18 protein-coding genes are annotated in these 19,239 nt (G+C 68.2%); 7 read left to right on the top strand and 11 right to left on the bottom strand.

The genetic code is table 11. The features are described from left to right. Positions 1–75: 75 nt before the first annotated feature. From AC1DGC_RS15035 to AC1DGC_RS15020, 4 genes are all read right to left on the bottom strand, one after another. A complete protein-coding gene (locus AC1DGC_RS15035; protein ID WP_478048249.1) occupies positions 76–1,890 on the bottom strand; it encodes a DUF885 domain-containing protein in 1,815 nt (604 codons plus the stop codon). A gap of 82 nt (positions 1,891–1,972) precedes the next feature. Further along, positions 1,973–2,488, bottom strand: coding sequence for a cytochrome c oxidase assembly factor Coa1 family protein (locus tag AC1DGC_RS15030; RefSeq protein ID WP_394163214.1), 516 nt, complete (start codon positions 2,486–2,488; stop codon positions 1,973–1,975). Between the two features lie 45 nt (positions 2,489–2,533). Next, entirely contained in the window at positions 2,534–4,762 is a 2,229-nt protein-coding gene (locus AC1DGC_RS15025; RefSeq protein WP_478048248.1) for a S9 family peptidase, read from the bottom strand. A 157-nt stretch (positions 4,763–4,919) separates the two neighbouring features. After that, positions 4,920–5,609, bottom strand: coding sequence for a glutathione S-transferase N-terminal domain-containing protein (locus AC1DGC_RS15020; protein ID WP_394163210.1), 690 nt, complete (start codon positions 5,607–5,609; stop codon positions 4,920–4,922). Between the two features lie 108 nt (positions 5,610–5,717). On the opposite strand from AC1DGC_RS15020, the gene AC1DGC_RS15015 reads away from it, so the two are divergent. Beyond that, the gene (locus AC1DGC_RS15015; protein WP_259208653.1) at positions 5,718–6,353 is read left to right on the top strand and encodes a TIGR00645 family protein; all 636 of its coding nucleotides are present in this window, start codon (positions 5,718–5,720) and stop codon (positions 6,351–6,353) included. 187 nt (positions 6,354–6,540) lie between these two features. Next, positions 6,541–7,557, top strand: a complete 1,017-nt coding sequence (locus AC1DGC_RS15010) for an energy transducer TonB (protein ID WP_259208650.1) — start codon at positions 6,541–6,543, stop codon at positions 7,555–7,557. A 54-nt stretch (positions 7,558–7,611) separates the two neighbouring features. Here AC1DGC_RS15010 and AC1DGC_RS15005 read toward each other — a convergent pair whose 3' ends face one another. Then, positions 7,612–7,866, bottom strand: coding sequence for a hypothetical protein (locus AC1DGC_RS15005; RefSeq protein WP_449336334.1), 255 nt, complete (start codon positions 7,864–7,866; stop codon positions 7,612–7,614). A 79-nt stretch (positions 7,867–7,945) separates the two neighbouring features. Here AC1DGC_RS15005 and AC1DGC_RS15000 point away from each other — a divergent pair, with 79 nt between their 5' ends. Further along, positions 7,946–8,749, top strand: coding sequence for an AraC family transcriptional regulator (locus AC1DGC_RS15000; RefSeq protein ID WP_478048247.1), 804 nt, complete (start codon positions 7,946–7,948; stop codon positions 8,747–8,749). 115 nt (positions 8,750–8,864) lie between these two features. Here the strand turns inward: AC1DGC_RS15000 and AC1DGC_RS14995 are convergent, their stop codons facing one another. The 4 genes from AC1DGC_RS14995 to AC1DGC_RS14980 form a co-directional block, all read right to left on the bottom strand. Continuing rightward, positions 8,865–10,049: an ABC transporter permease gene (locus tag AC1DGC_RS14995; RefSeq protein ID WP_259208645.1), complete on the bottom strand. Its 1,185-nt coding sequence runs from the start codon at positions 10,047–10,049 to the stop codon at positions 8,865–8,867. Continuing rightward, entirely contained in the window at positions 10,046–10,792 is a 747-nt protein-coding gene (locus AC1DGC_RS14990) for an ABC transporter ATP-binding protein (RefSeq protein ID WP_259208642.1), read from the bottom strand. Before AC1DGC_RS14990 ends, AC1DGC_RS14995 begins: the two co-directional genes overlap by 4 nt. Then, positions 10,789–12,300 (bottom strand): alpha/beta hydrolase, encoded by a 1,512-nt coding sequence (locus tag AC1DGC_RS14985; protein WP_478048246.1) that lies wholly within the window; start codon positions 12,298–12,300, stop codon positions 10,789–10,791. The genes AC1DGC_RS14990 and AC1DGC_RS14985 overlap by 4 nt, the downstream gene beginning before the upstream one ends. 102 nt (positions 12,301–12,402) lie before the next feature. Then, positions 12,403–13,572: a GGDEF domain-containing protein gene (locus tag AC1DGC_RS14980; RefSeq protein ID WP_478048245.1), complete on the bottom strand. Its 1,170-nt coding sequence runs from the start codon at positions 13,570–13,572 to the stop codon at positions 12,403–12,405. A gap of 121 nt (positions 13,573–13,693) precedes the next feature. Here AC1DGC_RS14980 and AC1DGC_RS14975 point away from each other — a divergent pair, with 121 nt between their 5' ends. Together AC1DGC_RS14975 and AC1DGC_RS14970 are read left to right on the top strand one after the other, a co-directional pair. Further along, on the top strand, positions 13,694–14,323 hold the full coding sequence (locus AC1DGC_RS14975; protein ID WP_394163198.1) for a hypothetical protein: 630 nt from the start codon (positions 13,694–13,696) through the stop codon (positions 14,321–14,323). A gap of 573 nt (positions 14,324–14,896) precedes the next feature. Continuing rightward, positions 14,897–15,205 (top strand): hypothetical protein, encoded by a 309-nt coding sequence (locus tag AC1DGC_RS14970; RefSeq protein WP_394163196.1) that lies wholly within the window; start codon positions 14,897–14,899, stop codon positions 15,203–15,205. A 241-nt stretch (positions 15,206–15,446) separates the two neighbouring features. On the opposite strand, the gene AC1DGC_RS14965 is transcribed toward AC1DGC_RS14970, so the two are convergent. Then, a complete protein-coding gene (locus AC1DGC_RS14965; RefSeq protein ID WP_478048244.1) occupies positions 15,447–16,076 on the bottom strand; it encodes an energy transducer TonB in 630 nt (209 codons plus the stop codon). 530 nt (positions 16,077–16,606) lie between these two features. After that, entirely contained in the window at positions 16,607–17,368 is a 762-nt protein-coding gene (locus AC1DGC_RS14960) for a ferredoxin--NADP reductase (protein WP_394163192.1), read from the bottom strand. A gap of 104 nt (positions 17,369–17,472) precedes the next feature. Between AC1DGC_RS14960 and AC1DGC_RS14955 the strand changes: the two genes are divergently transcribed. Next, positions 17,473–18,432, top strand: coding sequence for an ABC transporter ATP-binding protein (locus AC1DGC_RS14955; protein ID WP_259208633.1), 960 nt, complete (start codon positions 17,473–17,475; stop codon positions 18,430–18,432). After that, entirely contained in the window at positions 18,429–19,229 is an 801-nt protein-coding gene (locus AC1DGC_RS14950) for an ABC transporter permease (RefSeq protein WP_259208631.1), read from the top strand. Before AC1DGC_RS14955 ends, AC1DGC_RS14950 begins: the two co-directional genes overlap by 4 nt. Positions 19,230–19,239 lie beyond the last annotated feature (10 nt).

The following is a 19,239-nucleotide window of genomic DNA, read 5'->3' as shown; positions in this document are numbered from 1 at the left end:
GAGACACGCCACGACCCTGGGTCGTGGCGTGCGTGACGGCGCACCGACCCACGGTCGGCGCCTGCCGGCGAGGTGTCAGCGCTTGGTGGCGTTTTTGTAGGTCGGCACGAAGACGTCATTGACCGCCTTGGCCAACTGGTCCGGCGGCAACAGGCCCTGGTCGAGCAGGAAGTTGTTGAAGGCCAGGCGGTCGAAGCGATCGCCCAGCGCCAGCTCGGTCTGCATGCGCAGTTCCAGGATGCGGGTGTAACCGTAGAAGTAGCTGCCGGCCTGGCCGGGCATGCGCACCATGTAGCGGTCCAGTTCCTGGGTGGCCATCGCCTTGGACAGGCCGACCTCGTCGATCAGCACGCGCTCGGCGCTGGCGCGGTCGATCAGGCCCAGGTTGAGCATCGGGTCGAGCATGGCGCGTGCGGCGCGCAGCAGGCGGAACTGCAGCGCGATCAGCTGCCCGTCCAGCGGTTCGTAGGGCACCATCTCCGCCTCGGCATACAACGCCCAGCCTTCGACGTTGACCGAGTTGAACGCGAACATGGTGCGCGCCAGCGAGATGCCGCGCTCGACCATCGCGGTGAACTGCAGTTCGTGACCGGGGCGCCCTTCATGCGCGCTCAGCGTCCACGCCGCCGAGCCGAAATTGAAGTCGTCGTACTGCGCGGCCTTGTCGCCGGCGGCCGGGTTGCCCAGCGGCAGCACGAAGGTGCCCTGCTGGCCGGTGTTGCCGACCAGCGGGGCCGGCAGGAAGTGCGGGGCCGGCGACGCGGCGCTTTCGGCAGCCGAGCCCAGGCGCATCTGCATCGGGCGCTGCGGCACGTCCACGATCTTTTCCTTGCGGATGATCGGGTCGATGGCATCGATCACGCCCCGGTAGTGGTGCTCGAGCTGGTCGTCGGCGATCTTGTCGCCCTTCAGCGCGCGCACCACCGCGACCGGATCGGTCGGATCGGCAACCTTGAGGCCCTTGGCCTGGGCCACCAACGGCGACAGCTGGCGCATCGCCGAACGGGTTTCCATGAACTCCAGCTGCGCACGCTGCATCAGCACCGCCGGGGCGATGTCGATGCCCACGCGCTTGAGCTGGTAGGCATACAGCGGCTCGGGCAGGCGGGCATCGGTGCGCGCCTTGGGCAGCACGTCCTTGCGGGTCCAGTCGCGGTACTCGCGCAACTGGGTGGCGATGGTGTTCAGCGCCTCGTCGGCGCCGGCCACCTTGTACTTGCCGAACAGCTGCTCGATACCCGTGATGTAGGTGTCCACGTTGGCCAGCGACTGCTCGACCTCGATCTTCGTCGGCTGCAGCAGGGTCTTGTCACCCAGGCGCTCTGCATAGCGCTGGCGCGACAGCGTGGTCACCGGCTGGGTGCCGGGCGCCAGGCCGGCGTAGGCCTTCAGGCGGTCCAGCGCCTTGGCGCGGCGCTCGGCCGAGACCTGGTCGGAGAGCAGCATGTTGATGCCGCTGAACACGGTCTGCGGGGTATCGCTCCACGGCAGCAGGTACTTCTCGTTGAGCTCGCTGCCTTCGATGTTCTGGTCGGCGGCCGCGATCATGATCGCCAGGTCCTGGCGCACGTTGGGGTCGCGCTCGGTGGCCAGCCTGGACTGCAGCTCGCTGCGCGCCTTGGCCATGGCGGCGCGGTAGCGGGCGCCGTTGTCGGGGCCGAAGTCGGCCACCTTGTCGTCGTAGCCGGGCACGCCGAAGAAGCCGGTTTCTTCCGGCTGGAACGGGCCCTGCGCGTCCAGCAGGATCTGCGCCAGCTGGTTGCTGCGGGCGACCCAGGCCGGGCTGGCCGGCGTCTTGCTGGTGGCTGCCTTGGCAGCCAGGGCCGGCGGCGCACTCAGCGCGGCGGGAACGGAAAGGGCCAACGCGACGGCAAGGACTAGCGGCTTCATGCAGGACTCCCGGATGACGGATGCCCGTGACCCTACGCACTCGGCGCACGGGCGGCAATCGGCCGGAGGTCATGGGCCGGGCTCAAACCTCCAGCGGCGGTGCCAGCGCCGGGCAGTCGCCCTGCGCGCGACAGGCCTCCAGCGCGCATTGGGTGGCCGCTTCGGCGTCGTCCAGCGCGGTCAGGTCGATCGGTTCGGCGTCCTTGACCAGCACGTAGAGCATCGGATAGTCCCACCGGCCCTGCGCGCGGTCGGCCTGCAGGAACAGCCGGCCCTTGCCGCGCGGGCCGCTGAGGTGGACCACGAACTGGCTGGAGCCGGTACCGCTGCTGTCGGTTTCGATGCCCCCCATCGGCAGGAGCCCGTCCTGGATCGGCTCGCCCAGGTGCGCCACCAGGTCCACGCTGCAGCGCGCGCGCCGCATGGCTTCCTGGTAGGGCTCGCTGCCACGGGCCATCCTCGACACCTGCTGCAGCCCGAACCAGCCGGCGCCGGCCGCGGCCGTGATCGTCAGCAGTGCGGCCAGCGGCACTGCCCAGCGCCAGTGGCGTGCCCACCAACCCCGGGGGTGGGTGGGAAGCGGGGGTGGCAGGGTCATCGGCGTCCTCCTTGTCGTGCCGGTGGTGCGGTGTGCGGGCTGCGCTTACGGTGCCAGGCAGCGCCCCAGGAAGTCCTCGGCCAGGCGGTAGCGGTGCAGCGCATTGCTGCCCGACAGACCGTGCTTGGCGCCCGGGTAGGTCATCAGTTCGAACGGCTGCCCGCGCTTCTGCAGTGCGCTCATCAGCGAGGTGGAATTGGTGAACAGCACGTTGTCGTCGGCCATGCCATGGATCAACAGCAGGCGCGAGCGCAGCCCGTCGATGTGGGCCAGCACGCGCGCCGCTTCATAGCCCTTCGGGTTGTTGGCCGGCAGGTTCATGTAGCGCTCGGTGTAGTGACTGTCGTACAGCCCCCAATCGGTGACCGGCGCGCCGGCCACGCCGCAGGCGTAGGTATCGGAGGCCTTGGCCAGCAGCATCAGGGTCATGTAGCCGCCGTTGGACCAGCCCTGCACGCCGATGCGCGCCGGGTCCACCCAGGCCTGCTGCTTGAGCCAGGCCACGCCACGCAGCTGGTCGGCCACTTCCACCGTGCCCTGCACGCCGTACAGCGCGCCACCGAAGTCACGGCCGCGGCGCGGGGTGCCGCGGTTGTCCAGCGAGAACACCACATAGCCGTGCTGGGCCAGGTACTGGTTGAACAGATGGTCGCCGCGGCCGGGCCAGCTGTCGGTGACGGTCTGGCTGGCCGGGCCGCCGTAGACGTACACCACCACCGGGTAGCGCTTGGCCGGATCGAAACCGGCCGGCTTGATCACGCTGTAATGCAGGTCGGTCGTGTTGTCGGCCGCCTTGAGGGTGCCGAACTCCACCGGGCGCTGCGCGTCCAGGTAGCGCGCATACGGGTGCTGCGGATCCTGCAGGTTGTTCTCGACCAGCGTGGCGATCTTCTCGCCGTTGGCGCGGTACAGCGCGATCTGCGGCGGCGTGGTGGTGTTGGACCAGCTGTCCACGTAGACGCTGGCATTTTTGGCGAAGCTGGCGCTGTGCATGCCCGGCGCCTGCGACAGGCGCCGCGGCGTGCCGCCCTGCAGCGGCACCGCATAGATCTGGCTCTCGCGCGGGGAGTCCACGCCGGCACGGAAGTAGACCGTGCCGGCCGCTTCGTCCACGGCCAGCAGTTCGTCCACCGGCCAGGCGCCGGCGGTCAGCGCGGTGACGGTCTTGCCGTCCTCGGACACGCGGTACAGGTGCTCGTAGCCGGTGCGCTCGGAGGACCACAGGAAGCCGCCCTGCTTGAGGAAGCGCAGGCTGTTGTGCAGCGGCACCCAGGTCGGCGAGGTTTCGCTGACCAGCGTGTGCTGCGCGCCACTGGCCAGGTCGGCCTGGACCAGGTCGAGGCGCTTCTGGTCGCGCGACTGGCGCTGGAAGGTGAGCCGTTGCGGATCGCGCCAGTCCACGCGCGCCAGGTAGATGTCCGGGTTGCGGCCGAGGTCGATCCAGCGCGGCGCGGCATCGGCCCTGGGCGCGATCACGGCCAGCTTGACGGTGACGTTGTGGTCGCCGGCAGCCGGGTAGCGCTGCTCGATCATCTCGGTGCGGTCGGCGTACATCTCATAGCGCTTCTGCACCGGCACCGGGCTTTCATCGATGCGGGCGAAAGCGATCGCCGAATCGTCCGGCGCCCACCAGTACCCGGTGTGGCGGTCCATCTCTTCATCGGCGACAAACTCGGCCACGCCATTGCCGATGGTGTCGCTGCCATCGCGGGTGAGCTGGATCTGCTGGCCGCTGGCCAGGTCGATCACCCACAGGTTGCGCGCCCGCACGAAGCTGACAAAGCCGCCCTTGGGCGAGAGCTTGGCATCGGTGGCGAAACCTTCGCCGTGGGTGAGCTGGCGTACCGCCGCCTTGCCCTGCTTGCCCAGGTCGTACAGGTACAGCTCGCCGCCGAGCGGAAACAGCAGCGTGCGTGCGTCGGGCGACCACTGGTAATCGACGATGCCGGTCATCGCGGCGATGCGCTGGCGCTCGCGGCGGGCCTTCTCGGCGTCGCTCAGGGTTTCTTCGCCCGGCAGCACCACCTTGGAGTCGACCAGCAGGTGGGTCGTGCCGCTGGCGATGTCGTACGCCCACAGGTCCAGCTGGTTGCGGTCGGCGTCCTTGCCGCGCAGGAAGCTGACCTGCGAGCCGTCCGGGGCGACCTTGGGTTTCATCAGGGTCGGGCCGGACAACGGCAACGGGCCGGTGATGGCGTCCAGGGTCAGCTTTTCAGCGTGGGCGAGCGTGGTCGAAGCGAGCATGAGGGCAAGTGAAGCAAACAGGTGGCGCATGAAGGATTCCGGCAGCGTCTGGACGTTCCCCGCCCGCCTGGGGCGGACGGGGAGCAGTTCATCCTAACCAAAAGCCTTGCGGTCGTGCCGGGGTGGCCGGTGCCCCGGCCGCGCCAGGCATTGCCGGGCGCTGGCCAACGGCCGGCACTTCCCGGGCTCAGCGCTGGCCGAACAGGTGCTTGCGCTCTTCTTCGCTGAGCGGCTTGCCGGCATCCGGGTTGACCTGCTGGCGCAGCGCGTAGGCACGCTGGGTGGCCGGGCGCGCGGCGATGGCCTCGTGCCAGCGCTTGAGGTGGGGGAAGGCGGCAAAATCCACGGGCAGCTTGTCGTAGGCGCCGATCCACGGATAACTGGCCATGTCGGCGATGCTGTAGTCGTCCCCGCCGAGGAAGGCGCTGTCGGCCAGGCGCTTGTCCATCACCCCGTGCAGGCGGCGCACCTCGTTGTTGTAGCGCTCGATGGCGTAGGGGATCTGCTCGGGCGCGTAGACGTTGAAGTGGCCCATCTGCCCGCTCATCGGGCCCAGCCCGGCCATCTGCCAGAACAGCCACTCCAGCACCGCCACCCGGCCGCGGGCATCGGACGGCAGGAAGCGGCCGGTCTTCTCGGCCAGGTACAGCAGGATCGCGCCGGACTCGAACACGCTCTGCGGGGCGCCGCCGTCGGCGGGCTGGTGGTCGACCAGGGCCGGCATCTTGTTGTTGGGCGAGATCGCCAGAAATTCAGGCTTGAACTGGTCGCCGGCGCCGATGTTGACCGGCTTGATCTGGTACGGCAGGCCCAGCTCTTCCAGCAGCAGCGTGACTTTGTGGCCGTTGGGGGTGGGCCAGTAGTACAGATCGATCATGGCGACGCACTCGCGGATAGGGAAGCTGGAGTCTAGTGCGTCGGTTGGGTGGCGGCGTCATCGCGGACCCGTTAACCTGCCGCGTCCCCCGCAACGCAGCATTCCAGCATGAGCGCCACCGAGAAGCCCATCAGCCCCCTGTCGTCCCTGATCTTCGCCTCGCGCTGGCTGCAGCTGCCGCTGTACCTGGGCCTGATCCTGGCGCAGTGCGTGTATGTGTTCCTGTTCGGCAAGGAGCTGTGGCACCTGCTGCACAAGGCCAACAGCATGGGCGAGCAGGAAATCATGCTGCTGGTGCTGGGGCTGATCGACGTGGTGATGATCTCCAATCTGCTGGTGATGGTGATCGTGGGCGGCTATGAGACCTTCGTTTCGCGCCTGCGCCTGGAAAACCACCCCGACCAGCCGGAGTGGCTCAGCCACGTCAATGCCAGCGTGCTCAAGGTGAAGCTGGCGCTGTCGATCATCGGCATCTCCTCGATCCACCTGCTGAAGACGTTCATCGCCGCCGGCAGCCTGGACAGCCTTCCCTCCTGCAACAGCGATGTCTACATCCAGGCCGTGGCGACCGCTGTCGCGGCCGCCGGCCCGACCGCCGCCGCTGCCTTCAAGTGCACCGCCTTCACCTCCACCGGGGTGATGTGGCAGACCATCATCCATGCCGCCTTCATCCTGTCGGCGATCGGCATCGCCTACACCGACAAGCTGATGAGCGGTACGCCCAGCAAGACGCTGTCGCACTGACGCTTGCCCGGCGGCGCCGGCATCGGTCACGATGCCGGCCTGCCCTCGCCGCCCGGCCCCAGGCCGGGCGCGGTGGTGCTAGATTGCACACCTGCAGTACTGCCGTGGACGCCGGGAAACGTCCATGGGCCTCGGCCAGCCTGACCGCATCGGGCCTTACGTATCGTCGTCTTCAAAGGGGAGTTGGATGTCGCACGTCAACACGATCGCCAAGGCGCGCCTGCTTGCGCCGCTGACCTTGCTGGTGGCCCTGGCCGCCTGCTCGGGCAAGGACGAAACGGCTCCGGCCGCACCCGCCACACCGGCCGCAACGCCCGCCGCCGCACCGGTCGCCGCACCGGCGGTGTCGGCCAAGGTCCAGTCGATGGGCACCGAGGAACTGCGCGACCTGGCCAGCAAGGCGCTGCGCGAGAACCGCATGTACGCCCCGGCCGGCGACAACGCCATCGAGTACTACCTGGCGCTGCGCGACAAGACCCCCGATGACGCCTCGGTCAAGAGCGCGCTCACCGACCTGCTGCCCTACACCCTGATCGCCGCCGAGCAGAGCCTGAGCCGCGAGGACTTCGCCGAGTCGCAGCGCCTGGTCGCGCTGATCGAGAAGGTGGACGCCACCGCGCCGGCACTGCCGCGCCTGAAGCAGGGCATCACCGGCGGCATGCAGACCGCCCTCAAGCGCACCCAGGAAGAGACCGACAAGGTCAAGAAGGACGCCGAGAACCGCACCAAGCAGCTGGCCGACCAGCAGCGCCAGGCCCAGCAGCAGGCCACCGAAGCCGAAGCGGCACGCGCCATCGCCGCCCAGCAGGATGCCGCCCGCCGGGATGGCGAGCGCCAGGATGCCGAACGCCAGGCCGCGACCCGTCGCGAGGCCGAACAGCGCCAGCAGGCCGCCGCTGCCCAGCAGGCTGCCGCCGCACGCCAGGCCGCCGCACCGGCGGCCGCGGCGCCGAGCCTGCGCCCGGTCAGCACCCCGGCCCCGCGCTACCCCGCCGAAGCGCTGCGTTCGGGCACCTCCGGCGAAGTGCTGGTGGAGATCACCGTCGGCACCGACGGCTCGGTCACCAACGCCCGCGTGCTGCGCGCGACGCCGTCGCGCGTGTTCGACCGCGAGGCGCTCAACGCGGTCAAGCGCTGGAAGTTCGAACCGGTTGGCGCCCCGGTGACCACCCGCCGCACCCTGGCCTTCGCGCCGGGCGGTTGATCGCCGCAGCATTGCCGTCATGGGAAGGCCCGGAGCGATCCGGGCCTTTTCTTTTCAGCGGTCGGCGTCGACCAGGTCGCGCAGGGCGGGATCGCGCGGGACGAGGATCTCGAACAGGCCCAGCGCATGCAGCCCCGGCAGCAATGCGCGCAGGTCGGACGCGGCGCGGGCGCGTGCACCCGCGCTGGCAGCGGGGTCCTGCAGTACCCGCGCATTGGCAAGGAACGCACCCACGCTGCCTTTGCGCACGATGATGCCGTCGCGGTGCACGTGGTCCTGGTGGTCGGGGAGCAGGTCTTCGGGGCGCATGGTGGGCGACCTTTCATCGGGAGGCGCTCCAGTGTCCGATCCTGGCGCCGGCCGTTCTGTCGTATAACTGCCAATTGATATGGCAAATCAGACATCCTCCGCCCTGATCGACCCCATGCTGGCCGACGCCGCCCACGGCCCGCTGCTGTTCGCTGCCAGCAACCACCCGGCGGTGGGCCCACGCCGCACACCGCGCCACCAGCACGCGCGTGGCCAGTTGATCGGTGCGCGCCAGGGCCTGTTGCAGATCGAGGCCGGCAGTGCGCACTGGCTGCTCCCGGCCGGCCACCTGGCCTGGATCCCGCCCGGCCTGCCGCACGCGTTGCTCGCCCCGCAGGGCTTCGATGGCTGGAGCCTGTACTTCAGTGCTGCGGCCAGCGCGCGCCTGCCGGCCGATCCCCGCGTCCTGTTTCCCGACGCGTTGCTGCAGGCGGCGATCACCCGCGCGCTGGCCTGGCGGCCTGCAGCGCTGGATGCTGCCCAGCAGCGCCTGGCCGAGGTGATCGTGGATGAGCTTGTCGCCAGCGTGCCCTTGCCGCTGGCACTGGCCCAGCCCCGTGACCGCCGCCTGCGACAGGTGGCACGGGCATTGGCGCAGCAGCCGCATGACGGGCGCGAGGTGGAGGCGTGGGCCGCACGGATCGGTGTCTCCGCCCGCACGCTGGCGCGGCGCTGGCAGGCCGAGACGGGCATGGGGCTGGCGCAGTGGCGGCAGCGCCTGCGGGTGCTGCATGCGCTGCCACAGCTGCTGGCCGGCGACTCGGTGACGCGCACCGCGCTGGGCCTGGGCTACGACACGACGAGTGCGTTCATTGCCGTGTTCAAGCGCGAGATGGGGACGACACCGGCGCGGTACGTGCGCAGCCGGGGCGCGACGGCGTGATGTGGGGGCAGCCACGCGATGCGTGGCTGCAACGTCGACCGCAGGTCGCTGACGGGTCGGCAACGCGTGGCGGATCCGGTCGGGGCGATGGCACTGTTGCCATCGCCCCGTTCGCTCAACCGGAGATCGCCAGGCGCTCCTGGTGGTAACGACGCACTGCCGCGTACCACAGCACCGCTGCCAGGCCGAAGCCTGCCGCCAGGTACACGCCCCACATCTGCGCGCTGATCGCCTCGTGGCGGATGATCTTCAGCAGCATCTGGTTCTGCGCCAGGAACGGCACCGCAAACTGCCACAGCTCGCTCTTCAGCGGGTACACCATCAGCGCATAGCCAGGCAGCATCGGCAGCAGCATCAGCCAGGTCATGTGGCTCTGGGCTTCCTTCATGCTCTTGGCCGCCGCCGACAGGAAGGTCAGCAGGGAGGTGCCGATGAACAGCATCGGCAGCATGATCAACAGCATCTGCGCCATCGGCAGGAAGCCCATGTTGAGTTGCCGCCCGGCCCCGCTGCTGGAGAGCTGCGCGCTCAGCTTGAAGGCCAGCAGGGTGAGCAGCAGCGAGGCCATGCCGACCACGCAGGCGGCCACGATCTTGCCGCTGACGATCGCGCTGCGCGGTGCCGGGGTGGCCAGCAACGGTTCCAGCGACTGCCGCTCGCGCTCACCGGCGGTGGTATCCATGACCAGGTAGGCACCGCCAAGGAAGGAGGTGATGGTGAGCAGCACCGGCAGCAGGAAGGACAGCACCTGGCCACGCTTGGCTTCGGCGGTGGCGAGGTCCTGCGTGGCCAGGTCCAGCGGCCGCGCGACCTGGGCGTCCACGCCACGGGCGAGCAGCCGCAGCGCGCCCACCTGCTGGTTGTAGCCGGCCAGGGCGGTCTGCAGGCGCATGCTGGGGATATCGGCAGCGCGGCGGGTGCTGTCCTTGACGATCTCCACCAGCGCAGGGCGGCCTTCCGCCCAGTCCTTGCCGAAGTCCGGGCTGATCCGCAGCGCGACGTCGATCTGCTGGTCGCGGATCGCCGCGGTCAGGTCCTTGGGCGCATCCACCGCGTTGAGCCCCTGCGCGGCCAGGAAGCGCACCAGGTTGGGGGCGTTTTCACGGCCGATGGTGGCGATCTCCAACGGCTTGTCGATCTGGGTCTTGACCCGGCTCTCGGCCAGCTTGCCCATGCCCAGGATCAGGATCGGGTACAGCAGCGGGCCCAGCAGCAGGGTCAGCGCGAGGGTGCGGCGGTCGCGGGAAAGGTCGCGCAGTTCCTTGCGCATGACAGTCAACAACGTGGCGAACGAACTCATGCGTGCAATCCTTCTTCCGAACCGATCACCTTGACGAAGGCATCCTCGAGATTGTCTTCCCCGGTCTGCGCGCGCAGCTCATCGGCGCTGCCGGCGGCCATCACCGTGCCGTGCGCGATGATCACGATGCGATCGCAGAGCGCGGCCACCTCCTGCATGATGTGGCTGGAGAAGATCACGCAGCGGCCCTCGTCGCGCAGGCCGCGCAGGAAGCCACGCAGCGCGCGCGTGGTCATCACGTCCAGGCCGTTGGTCGGCTCGTCGAGGATGACGTTGCGCGGGTCGTGCACCAGTGCGCGGGCGATCGCGGTCTTGGTGCGCTGGCCCTGCGAGAAGCCATCGGTCTGCCGGTCCAGGATGTCGTCCATATCCAGCGCCTTGGACAGCACCCGGGTGCGCTCGCGGATCTGCGCCGCGCTCATGCCGTGCAGCTGGCCGAAGTAGGCGATGTTCTCGCGCGCGGTCAGGCGCTTGTACACGCCACGCGCGTCGGGCAGCACGCCGAGGCGGCGGCGCACGGCGACCGCGTCGGCGGCCGCGTCGATGCCATCCACCAGCACCTTGCCCTGGTCCGGCGTCATCAGCGTGTACAGCATGCGCATGGTGGTGGTCTTGCCGGCGCCGTTGGGGCCGAGCAGGCCGGTGATCTGGCCATCCTCGGCATGGAAGCCCACGTTCTCCACCGCCTTGATCAGGCCGGTCTTGGTCTTGAAGGCTTTATGCAGGTTCTCGGCGACGATCATGGTGCCCATCCGTTGAACGAAGTGAAGGCCGGCACCGGGCTCAGTGAGTCCAGGCAGGTGGCGTCGAGCGACTTGGCGTCTGCCTTGTCCATGAACTGGCCGAGCAGGCGCGGCATGCAACCGGCGTTGAGGGTGCCGTGGCCCTGGCCCTTGGCGACCAGGTGACGGCCGTTGGGCAGGGTCTTGAGCACCTGCTCGGCGTAGCGCGGCGGAGTGACCGGGTCGAACTGGCCGGACAGCAGCAGTACCGGCAGGTCGCTCTTCAGCGGCGCGGTGAAGTCTTTCGGGCGCGTGCCGACGTTCCAGCCCGGGCACGCGGCGAAGAACATGCGCGCCACTTCCGGCCCAAGCAGGCGGTCACTGGTGGCCGGCTCCTGGTACCGGTCGGCATCCTCGGCGCAGATCACCGACCACTGCATGCCACGATTCATCTGCACGCCCAGCGAGCGGCCGGCCATTTTGCTCAGCGACGCAAGCGAGGCGTAGCGACCATGCGCGGCTTCATCGAGCACCACCGGCAGCAGCGAGGACAGCTCGGGCATGTACGAGAACATGAAGGCCAGGCCGGTGACCGAATCGGCGGTGAGCACGTCGCGCTTGGCCTCGGCGGTGCCCGGGTCGCGGTACTCCACCTCGACCGGAGCCTTGGCCAGCGCGGTCATCACGTTCTTGAGCTGGGTGCGCGTGTCCACCGGGAAGCGCTTGGCGCAGACCGGATCCTTGCGGCACTGTTCGGCCTGCAGGTCGATGGCCGCCTCGAAGGTATTGGCGAAATCACCGCCGACCACCACGTCGTTCGGGGCCACGCCATCGATCACCACCGCGCGGGTGTGCTGCGGGTAGTGCGCGGCGTACTGCTGGGCCACGCGCGTGCCGTAGGAGCCGCCGATCAGGTTGATCTTGTCCACGCCCAGTGCCGCACGGACCGTGTCGATGTCGGCGATGGCCTGGGTGGTGGTGTAGAAGCGCGTGTCGGCGCGATCGGCCAGCGATGCGGCGCACTGCCGCGCGAAGTCGGCGATCAGCTGGGTGGAGGGCGTGGCGGTGTCGTCCAGCGTCATTTCCTTGCCGTCGGCACCCACGCAGGTCAGCGGATTGGATTTACCCGTGCCGCGCTGGTCCACCAGGATGATGTCGCGCTGCTTGCGCACTTCGCGCAGGGCCAGGTTGATCACCGCGGCCACCTCGGTGGCCGCCTGCCCCGGCCCGCCGGCCAGGAAGAACACCGGGTCGTGCTTGCCCTCGCCTTCATTGCTGGTTTCCAGCCACGCGATGTTCAAGCCGATCTTGCGACCGTCCGGGGCGGCCGGGTTCTCGGCCACCTGCAGGGTGGTGCACTGGGCCTCGACGTTGTCGCTGGCCTGGGTGCTGGTCAGCGTGCACGGCTTGAACGTCAGGCGTCCGTACTGGCGTTGCGCCGCATCCGGCGCGGCCTCCGGGGTAGCCTGGCAGGCGGCCAGCAGCAGCAAGGCTGCAGCGGTCGCCAGGGGACGGCAGGAAACTCGCATGTTCGATCGCATCCTGGATTGAAGGGGTTCAGCATGCCATGACGACAGGGCAGGCTGGATGTGACCGATGCCATGCCGCGGCGTCGGCGGGCGGCGCAGCGATCAGGCGGCGGCCACTGACGCGGCACTGACGGTGCGGTCGCGGCCGTCGGCCTTGGCCTGGTAAAGCGCGGCATCGGCGGCGGCCAGCAGCGCCGCAAGATCGTGCTGCCCCGATCCCACCGCCAGCCCGATGCTGGTGGTGACCTGCACCTGCGCCGTGCCCACCTGCGCCGGATGCCGGCGCAGCTGGGCGTGGATCGTCGCGGCAAGCTCGACTGCCCGGGCATGCCCGGCGCCCGGCAGCAGGACGACGAACTCTTCGCCCCCGTAGCGACCGAGCAGGTGCTGCGGGCTGGACATGCAGCTCACCAGCACCTGCGCGACCTGCTGCAGGACGCGGTCGCCACACTGGTGGCCCCAGCGATCGTTGATCTGCTTGAAGTGATCCACGTCCAGCAGCAACAGCGCCATCGGTTGCTGCGCGCGGAGGCCGTGCTGCAGGTGCGCCTGGCCATCGGCCAGCACCGCGCTGCGATTGAGCAGCCCGGTCAGGCCATCGGTGCGCGCGGCGCGGCGCAGGTCCACCAGCATCCGCTCGACCAGCAGCAGGACCAGGGCGAAGCAGCGCGCCAGTTCCAGGAAGATCCCCGCCAGGTAGGTGGCGAACATCGGCGCGCCGGCCCGGAAGATGTCCTGCCCGGCACCCGGTGCCACCGGCAGCCACAGCCGCACCAGGTACACCCCGGCTTCGGCGGCGAAGATGGCAGCGGCAAGCCGGCAGCTGGTTCGCTGCGCCGGCGGTGCATGGCGGACCAGCAGCCAGGCCATCCAGCCGTTGACCAGGACCGCGAACAGGCTGGCCACGTTCAAGCGGATCGCCAGGTTCGGGAAGGGCACCACGAACACCACGATACCGGCGACATACACACCGGCCAGCAGGGCGGGCTGCCACGGTGGCAGCCGCCGCTCCAGGTGGCGGGCCACGCCATAGAGCATCAACACGGCCGACAGGGCGAGCACGGCGTTGCCGAAGATGACCAGGGGCACGACGGGCAACTGCGCGCGCAGCGCGACCGAGGTCAGGCTCAGCGCAAGCAGCCACAGGCTGGCCGTCCACAGGCGCAGTGCCGGCTGCCCGCGCAGCACCAGCAGCAGCAGCGAAAAGCCCAGTGCGATGCCCAGGCACAGCAGGTAGCCGAGCACGGCAACGGTGGGAAAATCCAATGACATGTCGCCTCGGGCGCCGGAGGGGCGGCCGCAGTTTACTGTGCGGCAAGGCGCGATGCCCGGGCGGGGAAGCCAGCCCCTGACGTACACTCGGTGGCTACCTCAATGCACGAAAGGAATCGTCATGCAGCCTGCCGCAGATCCCTCGCCGTGGACCGAACTGGTCCAGGCCCTGACCGCCAGCGGACTGGCGGACCAGGTGTGCAGTTCGCCGGCCGATGCCAGTTGGCGCCGGGATGGCGCGCTGCCCGACGATGCCCCCTCCGCAGCGCAGTTCGAGGCGCTGCTGCCGCAGGCCTACCGCACCTTCGTGGCAGCGCACGGCTATCCCCTGCTCGCCGTGCCCGCCGAACTGCACTATGGCTTCGCCTTCCTGCCGCCGCTGGCCGCACGCCAGGTGAGCACGCTGATCGCCGATGAGGAACGCGACTTCGCCGAGGTGCGCGCGGCGCGGCGCGCCGGCCAGTACACCTGGCGGTACGTGATGTTCGCCGGCTGGAACTTCGCCGATGGCGATGGCTGGGCGTTCGGGGTTGATCCGGAGGCCGAGGACGACGCCGAGCCGGTGGTGTGGCTGCTGGAAGGCGGCGTGGTAACGGAGAACGTGGGCACGTTCCAGCAGTGGCTGGCCGAACGCGCCGCCGATGTGCGCCGCCGCGTGGGCGCGCTGGATGCCGATGCGCTGGCCGAGGCCGCCGCGTGGGAAGGCGACTACGCCGATGGCGCGCAGGACCTGGAAGGCTTCGACGGCTGAGCCTGTCCCTGCGCGTGGCGGTGCGTGGATCACGCGATCCCGGATCGCATCTGCCCGCGCAGGATCAGGGATGAAGACATGCCACCGCTGGAACGGGCCCTGTCCAGCGACGATAGCGAGGCCAGTCCCTGTGGGAGTGATGCAGGGCGACGCTACTGCAAAGGCAGCCATGCGGCATTGCGCCTGCACCGGCCGCCAGGGGACGGCAGGACGCTCGCATGTTCGATCGCATCCTGGGATGTAGGGTTCAGCTTGCCATGACGGTGCCCTGCGGCGGATGTGACTCAGGTACTGTCCATCGCCGCGCTGCGCAGCATGTCGTCTTCAGCCCGGATCCTTGATCGCCCCGGACACCGGACGGCCCTGCCTGCGGTGCGGAAATGTGAGCGGCCATCCAGTCGCGGATCTGGTGCCATCACAGTTCGCTCCATGGCACCGCTTTTTGGGAACGGATCACCTTGATCGCCCACCAGGCCGGTTCGATAGTCCCCGCTCCACCGTTTGGCCGTACCGCGCCCGCGGGCATGGCGGCCCCGCGGAGGAGACAACGCACTCCACACCAAGAGGACGACGATGAACAAGACGATACTTGCACTCTCACTGCTGCTGACCGCGTTGGCCAGCCCCGCCGCACCGGCCAACCCACCGGAGGCGCCCCGCGCCACCGTGCAGGAATGCCGCGCCTATTGGAACATCTCCCCCGCCGCCTCCAGCCAGCGCTGCGTGGTCCAGACCATCAGCCCCTTCGGTCCCGACGGTTGCACCGTCACGGCCAACTGCCCTTACAACGGGGGTTGGGTCACCAGTGGGATGACCGTCCACGACAAGTGGGAACTGGGCAAATTGAAGAACTGCTCGGGTCGGTTGGGCACCGACTGTTGAGGCTTGCGCCCGCCGCGGCCTCGCGGGGTCGCGGCGGGTATGCGTCACCACGACTCGCCAATGGTTGTGCGAAGGGCGGCACGCAGCTGTTTTGATGCCAGCGCGCCTCCGGGCTAGGCGGCCCTGCCCGTGTCACGTGGCTCGGAGGCGCAACCCTTTCTGCGTTTCCGGAGGCAGCACGCGCATCACTTCGCTGAGGTGCGCGCTCTTATGGTGAGTCGGTCGCCTGGTCGCGACGGCGTTATCGAGGGTGACTCCGTCCGGCGCCATCGGCCATGCATCTTTTTGAACTCGCCACGAGTGTGACCTGCGCTTCTCTGGGCGGAAACCTCCCGCTTTCCACGCTTCGCCTTGCCGAAAGATCACATTTCACATCTCCAGAGGAGCGCAGGAAATGGTGGTTTGCGGTCGACCCGGAGGGCGATACGGAAAATTGAATCTTCATGGCGGACGCCGCATCATCACCACTGAGGGCCTTCAACGTTGCATTGAGTGGCTTGGGTGCAGGTCGTGGGGAGCCCATAACATCCCGAAGGAAAATTGAAGGGCCACTCCCCCAAGATGCCCTCCCGGTATGCTTTTCGATGTAAATGGCATCAGCATGAAGGCGTGCCGCAACGCCCGTTTCAACGGAGACCTCCCAGCGGGCATGCACACTCTTGGCCTCGGAAACAGCGCCACATCCCGGCACATACAGATGGCAGTAGTAATTTGCCATCACATTCGCCTGCTTCCTGGAGATTCCGTCATTCAGATCGACGCCGCCCAGGTCATTGGAAACGTCCTCGGCCTGTGTCACAACGTTTTGAGCCAACGTTGAGAAGGTGAAGGACAAAAGGGCGGTGGACGCCAGGACCTTGATGGTGCTCATCCAACACTCCACCGCTCGAAATGAGGAAGGGTTTCAAGTTACCTGCCCTTCGTCGCGCGTGTCCAGAAAGCAGCAGGCACACGGCTGGTTGGCCCAAGTGACTCTCGGACCCGGCCGACAAACTGAATGAGACGATCAGCGTCTTACCTGTCACACGTCCGGCCCGCCAGCCACAAACGAGGTCATCGTCATGGGTGAGCTTGATGCAAGTCAGACTGACCCGTCGTGCCCCCGTTGAGAAGAAGTGCCCATCGAGACGCACTATTGCGCCGCGACGTGAGCGCAGGCACGACCGGATCTGTCTGGTCTGATCCAGGAAGAAGCCACTCGTCATTACAACGCGCATCCAGATGGCGATGGGCTTCAACCGGGTACGAGCCGTCATCCTGTATGAGGATGGGAACGTACGGGTGCTTCAGCGCACCAGCAAACACTCCTTCCGGGGGTACTCCCTGACGCATGGCCAAGCATCCCGCTTGAACCTGGGCCGCAGCATACGCTTGCGATCGGCCCTGCCAAGCAGGGCGCGCTCAGGATTTTTTCGGGGGTGAGCTGACGTACTTCTCCCGCCGCACCTGCGGCGTCGGCAGCCCGGCGTCCTTCAACGCCTCGAAGGTGGCATCCACCATGTCCGGGTTGCCGCACAGGTAGGCGATGTCGGTGGCCGGGTTGGGCGCGAACTCGGCCAGGTGCTGCTGCACGTAGCCATGGCGCACATCCGGGTGCGGATTGTCGGGCAGCTCGCGGGACAGGCACGGCACGTAGCGGAAGCCCGGGTGGGCGTCGGCGAAGGCGCGGAAGTCGTCGCTGTAGAGCAGCTCGGCCGGGGTGCGGGCGCCCTGCAGCAGGACCACCTCGACGCCACGCTCGGCCATGGCGGTCGCCAGCAGCGGCAGCATCGACCGGTACGGGGTGACCCCGGTGCCGGTGGCGATCAGCAGGTAGCGGCCGTTGTGATCGCCCGGCTGCAGGCAGAACCGGCCGAACGGGCCGCTGGCGGTGACGTGGCCGCCGATGTCCAGGCCCTCGAACAGGGCCGTGGCGGCGCCGCCGGGGACGAAACTGACCGCGATATCGACCGCTTCGCCCGCGCCGAGGGCGTGGTTGTGAATGGTGGCCAGCGAGTAACTGCGCTTGGCGGCGGTGCCGTCCGCGTACTCGAAATGGACCTGGATGAACTGGCCGGGCTGGAAATCCAGCGGCTGGCCGTCATCACGCAGGAACTGGTAGTGGCCGACGGTCGGGGCCAGCATGCGCCGGTCGACCAGTTTGAGGGGGAATTGGGCAGGCACGACTTTTCGGGACAGTGTGTAGCCGGGGCAAGCCCTCGGGGTCTTCTATAATAGCCCCTCCCCGCCCCTATCCAGCGCCAGCCCATGGGCGCGAAGGCAAGAGCTTGGCTTCCCAGAACACTCCCGCGCCCTCCGCCGCCCCCGCCCTGCGGGTGCGTGACCTCCGCAAGACCTACGACAACGGCACCCAGGCGCTGAAGGGCGTCTCGCTGGACGTGGCCCCGGGCGACTTCTTCGCCCTGCTGGGCCCCAACGGCGCCGGCAAGTCCACCCTGATCGGCATCATCAGCTCGCTGGTGAACCTCAGCGAGGGCCAGGTCGAGGTATTCGGCAGCGACCTGGTGCGCAACCGCAGCGCCACCATGCGCCTGATCGGCCTGGTGCCCCAGGAAATCAACTTCAACCTGTTCGAAAAGCCCTTCGACATCCTGGTCAATTACGCCGGTTTCTACGGCGTGGCCCGCGCCGAGGCCGAGAAGATGGCCGAAGAGGAGCTCAAGCGCGCCCACCTGTGGGAAAAGGCCCAGGTGATGAGCCGCACCCTGTCCGGCGGCATGAAGCGCCGGCTGATGATCGCCCGGGCGATGATGACCCGCCCGCGCCTGCTGATCCTGGACGAACCCACCGCCGGCGTGGACATCGAGATCCGCCGCGACATGTGGCGCGTGCTCAAGGAGATCAATGCCGCCGGCACCACGATCATCCTGACCACCCACTACCTGGAAGAAGCCGAGCACCTGTGCCGCAACCTGGCCATCATCAACCACGGCCAGATCGTCACCCAGGGCCCGATGCGCGAACTGCTGGCCAAGCTGGACGTGGAAGGCTTCCTGTTCGACATCGACGGCAGCCTGCCGGCCCAGCTGCCGGAGATCGAGGGGGCCACGCTGATCGCCACCGACGGTCACACGCTGGACGTGGACATGCCGCGCGCGATGGACCTCAACCGCGTGTTTGACGCGTTGAATGCGGCGGGCATCCGGGTGCGTTCGATGCGGACCAAGAGCAACCGCCTGGAGGAGCTGTTCGTGCGCCTCACCGGCAACCAGGAGAACGCGGCATGAGCACTACCCCGACCCCCGTCCTCACCGACGGCCAGCGCAACCGCATCGCCCTGATGACCATCGTGCGCCGCGAAGTGGCGCGCATCCTGCGCATCTGGGGCCAGACCCTGGTGCCGCCGGCCATCACCATGACCCTGTACTTCCTGATCTTCGGCGGCCTGATCGGCTCGCGCGTGGGTGAAATGGGCGGCTACAGCTACATGCAGTTCATCGTGCCGGGCCTGGTGATGATGAGCGTGATCCAGAACAGCTACGGCAACATCAGCTCCTCGTTCTTCGGCGCCAAGTTCGGCCGCCACGTGGAAGAGCTGCTGGTGAGCCCGATGCCGAACTGGGTGATCCTGTGGGGCTATGTGTCCGGTGCGGTGCTGCGCGGCCTGATGGTGGGCGTGATCGTGCTGATCATCGCCATGTTCTTCACCCCGGTGCGCATCCCGCACCCGCTGGTGACGCTGACCACGGTGCTGCTGGGCGCGACGATCTTCTCGCTGGCCGGCTTCATCAACGCGGTGTACGCCAAGAAGTTCGATGACGTGGCGATCGTGCCGACCTTCATCCTGACCCCGCTGACCTACCTGGGCGGCGTGTTCTATTCGGTGAAGCTGCTGCCCACCTGGGCCGAGGCCGCCACCCACGCCAACCCGATCTTCTACATGGTCAACGCCTTCCGCTACGGCCTGCTGGGCACCAGCGACGTGCCGCTGTGGGTGGCCTACGCGCTGATGCTCGGTTTCGTGGTGGTGCTGACCGCGCTGGCCCTGTGGCTGCTGAAGCGTGGTGTGGGCATGCGCAGCTGACACCACAGCG

This window comes from Stenotrophomonas sp. 05N37, from assembly GCF_056397365.1.
The sequence above is the reverse complement of the archived record's forward strand: the minus strand, read 5'-3'. Positions and strand labels throughout refer to the sequence as shown.

Bases quoted from the DNA above. Each gene is read 5' to 3' on its own strand.
- AC1DGC_RS14990 (WP_259208642.1), bottom strand. From the start codon at position 10,792: ATGATCGTCGCCGAGAACCTGCATAAAGCCTTCAAGACCAAGACCGGC.
- AC1DGC_RS14970 (WP_394163196.1), top strand. From the start codon at position 14,897: ATGAACAAGACGATACTTGCACTCTCACTGCTGCTGACCGCGTTGGCC.
- AC1DGC_RS14985 (WP_478048246.1), bottom strand. From the start codon at position 12,300: ATGCGAGTTTCCTGCCGTCCCCTGGCGACCGCTGCAGCCTTGCTGCTG.
- AC1DGC_RS15030 (WP_394163214.1), bottom strand. From the start codon at position 2,488: ATGACCCTGCCACCCCCGCTTCCCACCCACCCCCGGGGTTGGTGGGCA.
- AC1DGC_RS15025 (WP_478048248.1), bottom strand. From the start codon at position 4,762: ATGCGCCACCTGTTTGCTTCACTTGCCCTCATGCTCGCTTCGACCACG.
- AC1DGC_RS14995 (WP_259208645.1), bottom strand. From the start codon at position 10,049: ATGAGTTCGTTCGCCACGTTGTTGACTGTCATGCGCAAGGAACTGCGC.
- AC1DGC_RS15005 (WP_449336334.1), bottom strand. From the start codon at position 7,866: ATGCGCCCCGAAGACCTGCTCCCCGACCACCAGGACCACGTGCACCGC.
- AC1DGC_RS15010 (WP_259208650.1), top strand. From the start codon at position 6,541: ATGTCGCACGTCAACACGATCGCCAAGGCGCGCCTGCTTGCGCCGCTG.
- AC1DGC_RS15020 (WP_394163210.1), bottom strand. From the start codon at position 5,609: ATGATCGATCTGTACTACTGGCCCACCCCCAACGGCCACAAAGTCACG.
- AC1DGC_RS14980 (WP_478048245.1), bottom strand. From the start codon at position 13,572: ATGTCATTGGATTTTCCCACCGTTGCCGTGCTCGGCTACCTGCTGTGC.
- AC1DGC_RS14975 (WP_394163198.1), top strand. From the start codon at position 13,694: ATGCAGCCTGCCGCAGATCCCTCGCCGTGGACCGAACTGGTCCAGGCC.
- AC1DGC_RS15000 (WP_478048247.1), top strand. From the start codon at position 7,946: ATGGCAAATCAGACATCCTCCGCCCTGATCGACCCCATGCTGGCCGAC.
- AC1DGC_RS14965 (WP_478048244.1), bottom strand. From the start codon at position 16,076: ATGAGCACCATCAAGGTCCTGGCGTCCACCGCCCTTTTGTCCTTCACC.
- AC1DGC_RS15035 (WP_478048249.1), bottom strand. From the start codon at position 1,890: ATGAAGCCGCTAGTCCTTGCCGTCGCGTTGGCCCTTTCCGTTCCCGCC.
- AC1DGC_RS15015 (WP_259208653.1), top strand. From the start codon at position 5,718: ATGAGCGCCACCGAGAAGCCCATCAGCCCCCTGTCGTCCCTGATCTTC.
- AC1DGC_RS14950 (WP_259208631.1), top strand. From the start codon at position 18,429: ATGAGCACTACCCCGACCCCCGTCCTCACCGACGGCCAGCGCAACCGC.